The 8933-nt window shown below is 60.9% G+C and carries 11 protein-coding genes; all 11 read right to left on the bottom strand.

What is annotated here, in order from left to right:
* Positions 1-126: 126 nt before the first annotated feature.
* Positions 127-1143 carry a 4-hydroxy-3-methylbut-2-enyl diphosphate reductase gene (gene ispH / locus MOV63_RS31345; RefSeq protein WP_247039622.1) on the bottom strand — a complete coding sequence of 339 codons (1017 nt, stop codon included), beginning with the start codon at positions 1141-1143 and terminating at the stop codon, positions 127-129.
* A 4-nt stretch (positions 1144-1147) separates the two neighbouring features.
* A complete protein-coding gene (locus MOV63_RS31340; RefSeq protein WP_247039620.1) occupies positions 1148-1513 on the bottom strand; it encodes a DUF1304 domain-containing protein in 366 nt (121 codons plus the stop codon).
* Between the two features lie 69 nt (positions 1514-1582).
* Positions 1583-2290, bottom strand: a complete 708-nt coding sequence (locus tag MOV63_RS31335; RefSeq protein ID WP_247039625.1) for an SURF1 family protein — start codon at positions 2288-2290, stop codon at positions 1583-1585.
* Positions 2291-2347: 57 nt separating this feature from the next.
* Complete coding sequence (locus MOV63_RS31330; RefSeq protein WP_247039618.1) at positions 2348-2641, bottom strand: helix-turn-helix domain-containing protein; 294 nt, start codon at positions 2639-2641, stop codon at positions 2348-2350.
* On the bottom strand, positions 2638-2988 hold the full coding sequence (locus MOV63_RS31325) for a type II toxin-antitoxin system RelE/ParE family toxin (protein ID WP_247039616.1): 351 nt from the start codon (positions 2986-2988) through the stop codon (positions 2638-2640). The genes MOV63_RS31330 and MOV63_RS31325 overlap by 4 nt, the downstream gene beginning before the upstream one ends.
* An 87-nt stretch (positions 2989-3075) precedes the next feature.
* Positions 3076-3951, bottom strand: a complete 876-nt coding sequence (locus tag MOV63_RS31320) for a cytochrome c oxidase subunit 3 (RefSeq protein WP_038540634.1) — start codon at positions 3949-3951, stop codon at positions 3076-3078.
* A gap of 51 nt (positions 3952-4002) precedes the next feature.
* The gene (locus MOV63_RS31315) at positions 4003-4638 is read right to left on the bottom strand and encodes a cytochrome c oxidase assembly protein (RefSeq protein ID WP_038548842.1); all 636 of its coding nucleotides are present in this window, start codon (positions 4636-4638) and stop codon (positions 4003-4005) included.
* Positions 4639-4648: 10 nt separating this feature from the next.
* Positions 4649-4789 (bottom strand): hypothetical protein, encoded by a 141-nt coding sequence (locus MOV63_RS31310; RefSeq protein ID WP_162182318.1) that lies wholly within the window; start codon positions 4787-4789, stop codon positions 4649-4651.
* Complete coding sequence (locus MOV63_RS31305) at positions 4786-5742, bottom strand: heme o synthase (protein ID WP_247039614.1); 957 nt, start codon at positions 5740-5742, stop codon at positions 4786-4788. Before MOV63_RS31305 ends, MOV63_RS31310 begins: the two co-directional genes overlap by 4 nt.
* 67 nt (positions 5743-5809) lie before the next feature.
* Entirely contained in the window at positions 5810-7513 is a 1704-nt protein-coding gene (gene ctaD / locus MOV63_RS31300) for a cytochrome c oxidase subunit I (protein ID WP_038540628.1), read from the bottom strand.
* Positions 7514-7531: 18 nt separating this feature from the next.
* Entirely contained in the window at positions 7532-8416 is an 885-nt protein-coding gene (gene coxB / locus MOV63_RS31295; RefSeq protein ID WP_046601497.1) for a cytochrome c oxidase subunit II, read from the bottom strand.
* Between the last annotated feature and the right edge of the window lie 517 nt (positions 8417-8933).

Genomic DNA, 8933 nt, shown 5'->3' with positions numbered 1-8933 from the left:
CAGGCTCTGCCACGGGCTTGATGTCCCAAGGGAGGTTCGGTCTCCCATCCGCCACCGCATCTGGCAGTAAATCGCCAAAAGCGGATAAAGGGAAGTTACAAGGGGGGTGCTCCAGGCCACACTCGCTCACGCTCGCGCTCCATTCACCCAGGCCATATCGTCGACCGTCAAAGGCACGTTGCGCAGCTCGCGGTTGACGAGGAAGTTTTCGGTTTCTTCCGCGGTGATCGCCAGCTCGATCTCGGCGTCGAAACGGTCCTTGAAGGCGGCGATGATCTCGTCGACGATGACTTCCGGGGCCGATGCGCCGGCGGAAAGGCCGAGCGTGCCGATGCGGCCGATCTCGTCCCAGTTCAATTCGGAGGCGCGTTGCACCAGGAGGGAGCGCTTGGCCCCGGCTCGGAGCGCCACTTCGACAAGCCGCTTGGAGTTCGACGAGTTCGGTGCGCCGACGACGATGAAGAGGTCGCAGCCGGGAGCTGCTTCCTTCACCGCTTCCTGGCGGTTGGTGGTGGCGTAGCAGATGCTGTCGGCGGAAGGCGCGGTGAGGTTCGGGAAACGCTCCTGCAGCTTGGCGATGACGCCTGCGGTGTCGTCGACCGAGAGCGTCGTCTGGGTGACATAGCCGAGATTGTCGGGATCCTCGGGAATGTAGGCTTCCGCATCGGCGATCGTATCGATCAGCGACACCGTGCCCGGCGGCAGCTGGCCCATCGTGCCGATCACTTCCGGATGACCGGCATGGCCGATCAGCACTACGTGGCGACCGAGGCGCTGGTGGCGCATCGCCTGCTTGTGGACTTTCGAAACCAAAGGGCAGGTGGCATCGAGATAAAAGAGATTGCGGGCCTCTGCATCCTCCGGCACCGATTTGGGCACGCCATGGGCGGAAAACACCACCGGCTGCTCGCGATGTTCGGCCGGGATCTCGTCCAGCTCCTCGACGAAAATCGCGCCCTTGGCTTCCAGCCCTTCGACCACATAACGGTTGTGGACGATCTCGTGGCGAACATAGACCGGGGCGCCATACTCCTTCAGCGCCAGCACGACGATCTGGATCGCCCGGTCGACGCCGGCGCAGAAACCGCGCGGGCCGCAGAGGCGGATCTTGAGCGGGCTTTTTTCTAGAATGGATGATGCCATCAAATCAGGACGCCAGGACTGTCAACACGAGAGCGAGAATGGCCGGACCGCCCTGGATGAGCAGGATGCGCGGCTTGACCGACCACGCGCCATATATAGCGGCAATGATGACGCACACAAGAAAGAAGAGCTTCAGTTGGAAGGCGAAGACGGGATCGGCCTGCAGCAGCGACCAGAAAAGGCCGGCCGCCAGGAAGCCGTTGTAGAGGCCCTGATTGGCGGCGAGAACCTTCGTCGCCGCGGCCTGTTCCGGCGACATGCGGAACACTTTCCGGCCGGTCGGGCCGGTCCAGAGGAACATTTCGAGGACCAGAAACCCGACATGCAGAAGTGCGGTCAGCGCTACAAAGATATTCGCCAGAAGTGTCATGACGTCGCCCCCGATTCCCTTGACCCTTCGACAAGGCTATCGCAATTGCGGATTTCAGACCATGCGGGCTCAGGCGCGCTTGCGGCGAAAAACCATGCCGATAACGACTGCGACCAGGGCCGCCGCCAGACCGTACCAGGTGACGGCATATTGCAGGTGGCTGTTCGGCAAGTCGAACTGAGTGACGCCGCCCTTCGGCCAGCCGCCCGGATTGGCGACCGACGCATCGGCATCCACGAAGAACTGCACCACCTTCGACACGTCGATGCCGGTGGTCGAGGCCATCGCATCGAGATCCTTCCAGTAGAAGATGTTCTTCGCCAGATCGTTGTCCGGCACGATCGAGGACGGCTTTTCGCCGAGCCGCACGCGGGCGTAACCGGTGACGGTCTGCTGGCCGGCAACCTCTCCGGCGGCGCGGGTCTTCGGGTCCTTCATCTCGTAAGGCACGAAACCGCGGTTGACGAACAGGACGCGGTCATCGGCAAGCGTCATCGGCGTATAGACGTAGAACCCGGTCTGGCCGTTGAAGGTCGCGAAGAAATGCCGTTCCTTCGGGTGGTCGAACGTGCCGGTAACCGAGACGCGGCGATATTCGATATCGCCGCCGGATTTTTGCATTGCTTCGATGTCGGAAAGCTGGACGGGGGTGGCGGCCCGCCGCTCGGCGATATCGGCGAGCAGCCCTTCCTTCCAATGCAGCCGCTCCACCTGCCAGGTGCCGAGCGACAAGAGGATGACCAGCGCCGCCAGCACCGCGATCACAGTCGCGATCATCCGGCCACGGCCGCGGGCCGGCGTTTCAGGCCTGGTCTTCGTCTGAATGTTCATGGATCAAACCAGTTCGATGCGAAGCGTTCTTCCGACAGCCGCGGCGGCGCGGCGGAGCGTGAGCAACGTGACGGACGGATAATGCGGATCGAGCAGCCGATCGAGTTGCTGGCGGCTGGAATGCATACGTTCCGCCATGGCCTTCTTCGTCAGCCCCTTCTCAGCCATCGCCGTCCGAACCTGATCGGCGATCACCTGTTTCAGGGCAACCGCCTCGGTTTCCTCCAAGAGACCGTCGGCGTCGAGGAAGTCATCGAAGCTTTCGGTTCTGTCGACATAGCCTTTCGCGTCGTTCATGCGTCTATCTCTCTTTTTCGTTTCAAGGCCAGATCGATGTCCTGCGCCGGCGTCTTTTGCGTTTTCTTTTCGAACCCGTGCAGCAGGATCATTTCTTCCTCATGAATGAAGAAGATCACTCTTGCGATGCGGCCCGAAGACAGGTTGCTTCGAACTTCCCACAGAGCATGACCGAGCGACCGGCAATAGGGCATTCCGAGCGGCCATCCGAATTCGACGCGCTGGATATCGATGCCGATCTGCCGTCGGTCTTCGCGGGAAAGCTCCATCAGCCAATCGCGGACGGGCTTACGGCCGCTTCCGGTCGCATAAAACCGCCCGACAATCTTCTTCAGCACCCCAACCATCCAACATCAATGTAACAAATTTGGGACATTCCGCAAAAGAAAAAGGGCGGCTTGTCGCCGCCCTCCCCGAAATTCATATCGACCCGATCAATGGGCCAGCGGGGCGCCCCAGCCACCCCAGACGTAGATGGCGAAGAACAGGAAGAGCCAGACCACGTCGACGAAGTGCCAGTACCAGGCGGCGGCTTCGAAGCCGAAATGCTTGGTAGGCGTAAAGCCTCCGGCAACCGCGCGCAGCAGGCAGACCAGCAGGAAGATCGTGCCGATCAGCACGTGGAACCCGTGGAAGCCAGTCGCCATGAAGAAAGTCGCACCGTAGATCGAGTTCGAGAACGCGAACGGAGCGTGCATGTACTCGTAAGCCTGGACGCTGGAGAACAGGATGCCGAGCGCAACGGTGAGCGCCAGGCCGGTGACCAGGCCCTTGCGATCGCCGTGCAGCAGCGCATGGTGAGCCCAGGTGACGCAGGTGCCCGACAAAAGCAGGATGACGGTGTTGTAGATCGGCAGGTGCCAGGGATCGAGGACCTCGACGCCCTTCGGCGGCCACTGACCGCCGAGGAACTCGACGCGGGTCGCCTGGATCGCCTCGTTGGCATAGAGGCTGGCATCGAAGAAGGCCCAGAACCAGGCGACGAAGAACATCACTTCGGAAGCGATGAACATGATCATGCCGTAGCGCAGGTGCAGCGAGACGACGCGGGTATGGGCGCCGGCGTCGCCTTCCTTGATCGTGTCCGACCACCAGCCGATCATCGTGTAGAGGATGATCGCAAGACCGATGAAGAAGAGCCACGGCGTGGCAAGGTTCAGGCCGAAGATATGGAACTGGCCGCCATGCAGATAACGCATGTAACCGACGCCACCAAAGGTGATGATGAAGGCGCCGATCGAAGCCAGGATCGGCCACGGGCTCGGATCGATGATGTGGTAGTCGTGATTTTTCTGATGCGCGTCGGCCATGTCAGAATCCCCGGATGAATGCCTGCTTCGCCGGAAAACCGGCGAACCCTCTTAAAGTTTCCCCACGCCTGTGTTCTGGGTACCCGTCTTCTGGGCGCCCGCCTTCTGGCCTTCCGGCAGAGCGGCGACCGGTTTGCTCGGCTCGCTCGGATAGAAGGTGTAGGACAGAGTGATCGTCTTGATGTTCTTGGTCTCTTGGGCCGTGGCGAACTCCGGGTCAACGAAGAACACCACCGGCATCTGGACCGACTGGCCGGGCTGCAGCGTCTGCTCCGTGAAGCAGAAGCACTCGACCTTGTTGAAATAGGCGCCCGCTTCCATCGGCGTGACGTTGAAGACGGCGCTGCCCGTCGTCGGCTTCGACGATCGATTGGTGGCGCTATATTCGATCTGCACGGTCTCGCCGATCTTCGGGCTGACTGCCTTGGCGGGCTTGAACTCCCAGTTCAGGCCCGGCGAAATGTTGGCGTCGAACGTCACCTGGATCGACTTGTTCAAGATCTTGTCGGAATACTGCTCGACGCGCTGGGTGGTGCCGTTATAGCCGGTGACCTGGCAGAACAGCCGGTAGAGCGGCACGGACGCATAGGCGGCGCCGACCATGCCTGCCACGAAAACAGCGCAGCCGGCGAAGATCGCGGCGTTGCTCACCCGTTTTGCCTGACCGTTCTGAATTCCGTCCGCCATCGGTTCCACCCTAGTTCCCGACCCCGCCGATTTTCACCAGCGTCATGATGTAGAAGAGGACAACAAGCCCGGCCAAAACCAGGCCGAGCGCGATATTGCGGTTGCGGCGCGACTTCTTCTGGACTTCGCTGAGCTTGACTGTCTCGATCACAGCAAACCTCCCAGGAGGTGCGGCACCCCCGCCAGCAGCCGGTCGGCCAGCAGGCCCGAGAAGATCGCAAAGAGATAGATGATCGAATAGGCGAACATCTTCTTCGCCGGCATCATCTTCTCGTCGCCGTCTGGCATGCGCCGGACGGCGATGGAACAGATGACGAAGATCGCGCCAAGCACGGCGGCGAAGATGCCGTAACCGAAGCCGGCAAGACCGGTGAAGGTGGGAGCGACCGCAATGACAGCGGTCAGCACAGCATAGACGATCATCTGGTTCTTGGTGGAGGCTTCGCCTGCAACAATCGGCATCATCGGCACGCCGACCGAGCCGTAGTCGCGCATCTTGAAGAGCGCGAGCGCCCAGAAATGCGCCGGCGTCCACAGGAAGATGATCAGGAACAGAAGAATGCTGTCGAGCGACACGCCGCCCGTCACGCAGGCCCAGCCAATCATCGGCGGGAAAGCGCCGGAAGCGCCGCCGATGACGATGTTTTGCGGCGTCGAACGCTTCAGCCACATCGTGTAGACGACGGCGTAAAAGAAGATCGTGAAGGCGAGCAGGCCGGCTGAAAACCAGTTGACCGCGAGGCCGAGGATGACCACCGAAAAGACCGAAAGCGTCAGGCCGAAAGCGAGCGCTTCCTCGGGCAGGATGCGCCCGGCCGGAATTGGGCGCTTGGCGGTGCGGCTCATAATGGCGTCGATATCGGCGTCATACCACATGTTGAGCGCACCGGAGGCGCCAGCGCCGACCGCGATGCAGAGAATAGAAATCACGCCGAGGACCGGATTGATCTGACCTGGCGCCAGAATGAGGCCGGCGAATGCGGTGAAGACCACGAGCGACATCACCCGGGGCTTCAGGAGCTCGAAGAAATCGCGCGCGCTCGCTTCCGAGAGGCGCGAGCCTCCATCGGTGCCGAGAGCGTCGTGATTGTCCATAACCGTCATTGAACCGTCCTGTTTGGTATTTCAAGGCATCGCGCTGCCGCGATGCCCTTCTTCAAAGATGAACCGCTTACTTGACGCGCGGCAGCTGTTCCCACTGGTGGTACGGCGGCGGCGAAGAAAGCTGCCATTCCAGCGTCGTCGCGCCTTCGCCCCATGGATTGTCGCCGGCAACGCGCTTCTTTGCGAAGGCTTCCCAGACGCCGAAGAGGAAGATCAGCACGCCGACGAAGGAAATGTAGGAGCCGACGGAGGAAACGTAGTTCCAGCCGGCAAATGCATCCGGATAGTCGATGTAGCGGCGCGGCATGCCGGCGAGGCCGAGGAAGTGCTGCGGGAAGAACACCAGGTTCACACCGATGAACATGACCCAGAAGTGCAGCTTGCCGATGAACTCGTTGTACATGTAGCCGAACATCTTCGGGAACCAGTAATACCAGGCCGCGAAGATGGCGAAGACCGCGCCGAGCGACAGAACGTAGTGGAAGTGGGCCACGACGTAATAGGTATCATGCAGCGACCGGTCGAGGCCGGCGTTGGCGAGCTGGACGCCCGTGACGCCGCCGACGGTGAACAGGAAGATGAAGCCGATTGCCCAGATCATCGGGGTGGAGAAGGTCAAGGAGCCGCCCCACATCGTCGCGATCCAGGAGAAAATCTTGATGCCGGTCGGGACGGCAATGACCATCGTCGCGAAGACGAAGTAACGCTGCGTGTCGAGCGACATGCCGACCGTGTACATGTGGTGGGCCCAGACGATGAAGCCGACGGCGCCGATCGCGACCATGGCGTAGGCCATGCCGAGATAACCGAAGACGGGCTTCTTCGAGAAGGTCGAAACGATATGGCTGATGATGCCGAAGCCGGGCAGGATCAGGATGTAGACTTCCGGGTGACCGAAGAACCAGAACAGGTGCTGGAACAGGATCGGGTCGCCGCCGCCTTCCGGAGAGAAGAAGGTGGTGCCGAAGTTGCGGTCAGTCAGAAGCATGGTGATGGCGCCCGCCAGGACCGGCAGCGAAAGCAGCAGCAGGAAGGCGGTAACCAGAACCGACCAGGCGAAGAGCGGCATCTTGTGCAGCGTCATGCCCGGAGCGCGCATGTTGAGTATCGTGGTGATGAAGTTGATCGCACCGAGGATCGAGGACGCGCCGGCGACATGCAGCGCGAAGATCGCCAGGTCGACTGCCGGTCCCGGATTGCCCGCGGTCGAGAGCGGCGGATACATGGTCCAGCCGCCACCGACGCCATAGGCGCCTGCCGGGCCCTCGACGAACATCGACAGCAGCAGCAGCAGGAAGGCCGGAACGATCAGCCAGAAGGAGATGTTGTTCAGGCGCGGGAAAGCCATGTCCGGCGCGCCGATCATGATCGGCACCATCCAGTTGGCGAAACCGCCGATCATCGCCGGCATGACCATGAAGAAGATCATGATCAGTGCGTGAGCGGTGGTGAACATGTTGAACATCTGCTTGCCGCCATCGATCGCGGCGTCGCCTTCGTAGCCGTAGACTATCGCGGCCAGGCCGTGGAAGATCTGGATGCCAGGCTCCTGCAGCTCCATGCGCATGGCAACAGAAAGAAGGCCGCCAATGATGCCCGCGATGATCGCGAAGATCAGGTAGAGCGTGCCGATGTCCTTGTGGTTGGTCGAAAACAGCCAGCGGGCGGCAAAGCCCGGCTTATGCGAATGATCATGATGATCGTCGTGAGCATGCGCATCGTGAGAGGTGCGAGCCTGAGCGTGATCGTCGTGAGCGGAATGTCCAGCCATTGTCCTCACTCCTCTTGATTACTTGGATTCGTTTGCGGCGACGGCGAAGTTGCCGGCCGGCTTGTCGACGGCTGCCATCAGGCCCTTGTAGGCGCCCGGCAGGTCGGTCGCAGCAGCAGCGAGCCAAGCCTTGTACTTGTCTTCAGACACGACGCGGATGGCGATCGGCATGAAGGCATGGTCCTTGCCGCAAAGCTCGGAGCACTGGCCATAATAGAGGCCTTCATTCTCGGCCTTGAACCAGGTTTCGTTGAGGCGACCCGGAACGGCGTCGATCTTGATCCCGAAAGCCGGCATTGCGAAGGCATGGATAACGTCGGACGGAGCGGCCGTCACCAGCATGCGCACGGTCTTGTTGACCGGGATGATCAGTTCGTTATCGACGGCCAGCAGCTTCGGATAGACGGCGAGATCGGTCTTGCCGGCGCTCGCGCGATCGGGATCCTTCAGCAGGTACGAATCGAAGGCGACCGGGGTCTGCATGCCTTCATATTCGTAGTTCCACTGCCACTGGGTGGCAGTGGCCTTGACGGTCATGTCCGAGTCCGGAATTTCGAGCTGGGCATTCAACAGGTTGAAGGAGGGGATGGCGAGGAAGAAGAGAATGAGAACCGGGCCAAGCGTCCAGATGATCTCGATCGCCGTATTGTGGCTGACGCGCGACGGCACCGGATTGGCGCTCGCACGGAACTTCACCGCGACGACGACCAGCAGCGCCAGGACCAGCAGCGTCACCGGCACGATGAACCACAGAGTATAATGGTTGAACCAGCGGATCTGGTGCATGATCGGCGTTGCAGCCGCCTGGAAATCAATCTGCCACGGATGCGGCTGGTCCGCAAAACCTGCGGAAGCAAAGAGCAGACAGATGAGCGCCGTCATCACTGCAAAAGCCCTGTTCATCACTACATATCTCCCCATGCGTCTGATCTCGATCAAACCGAACGCAGAATCCAAGCTATATGGTCTGCTTCAATCACAGTTTGCCTGCCGCCGCAATATCTGGCGGGAAAAGCCCGTGCGGCATTTTTGCGCCTCCCGGAGAAGCCCGAAATCGTGCCATAATGATAGGCTATAGAGTTCCTTTTTGGGGGCGTTCGGCCCGTATTCCATAGGCCTTCCACACTTTCGGCGGCCTTACTATAGCCCCTGCGCCGACCAAAATCCGGCGATTTCTTTATAATAATGTCGGTGGCGCCACTGGCCCGGGCCGAGTCCCATTTTCGCCGTACTCCACTGGAAAGAGGTCAGGGCTTTTCATTTCGCCCGGCGAACGCCAAGAATAGCCGCACTGATTCGTCTTCCAGAGGTTTCCATGGGTCGTCCCTCCCTGATCTGCGCCGGTCTCGCCGTGATGCTTGCAGCCGCCGTTTCGCTTCCCGCGTTCGCGCAGCAGCCGCAGCCCGCCCCGCGCCCCGCC

The organism is Neorhizobium sp. SHOUNA12A, assembly GCF_023006505.1.
GTDB lineage: Bacteria > Pseudomonadota > Alphaproteobacteria > Rhizobiales > Rhizobiaceae > Neorhizobium.
This window is presented reverse-complemented; position numbering and strand designations above follow the sequence as displayed.

Bases quoted from the DNA above. Each gene is read 5' to 3' on its own strand.
- MOV63_RS31320 (WP_038540634.1), bottom strand. From the start codon at position 3,951: ATGGCCGACGCGCATCAGAAAAATCACGACTACCACATCATCGATCCG.
- MOV63_RS31340 (WP_247039620.1), bottom strand. From the start codon at position 1,513: ATGACACTTCTGGCGAATATCTTTGTAGCGCTGACCGCACTTCTGCAT.
- ctaD (WP_038540628.1), bottom strand. From the start codon at position 7,513: ATGGCTGGACATTCCGCTCACGACGATCACGCTCAGGCTCGCACCTCT.
- MOV63_RS31330 (WP_247039618.1), bottom strand. From the start codon at position 2,641: ATGAACGACGCGAAAGGCTATGTCGACAGAACCGAAAGCTTCGATGAC.
- MOV63_RS31315 (WP_038548842.1), bottom strand. From the start codon at position 4,638: ATGGCGGACGGAATTCAGAACGGTCAGGCAAAACGGGTGAGCAACGCC.
- MOV63_RS31305 (WP_247039614.1), bottom strand. From the start codon at position 5,742: ATGACGGTTATGGACAATCACGACGCTCTCGGCACCGATGGAGGCTCG.
- coxB (WP_046601497.1), bottom strand. From the start codon at position 8,416: ATGAACAGGGCTTTTGCAGTGATGACGGCGCTCATCTGTCTGCTCTTT.
- MOV63_RS31325 (WP_247039616.1), bottom strand. From the start codon at position 2,988: ATGGTTGGGGTGCTGAAGAAGATTGTCGGGCGGTTTTATGCGACCGGA.
- MOV63_RS31335 (WP_247039625.1), bottom strand. From the start codon at position 2,290: ATGATCGCGACTGTGATCGCGGTGCTGGCGGCGCTGGTCATCCTCTTG.
- ispH (WP_247039622.1), bottom strand. From the start codon at position 1,143: ATGGCATCATCCATTCTAGAAAAAAGCCCGCTCAAGATCCGCCTCTGC.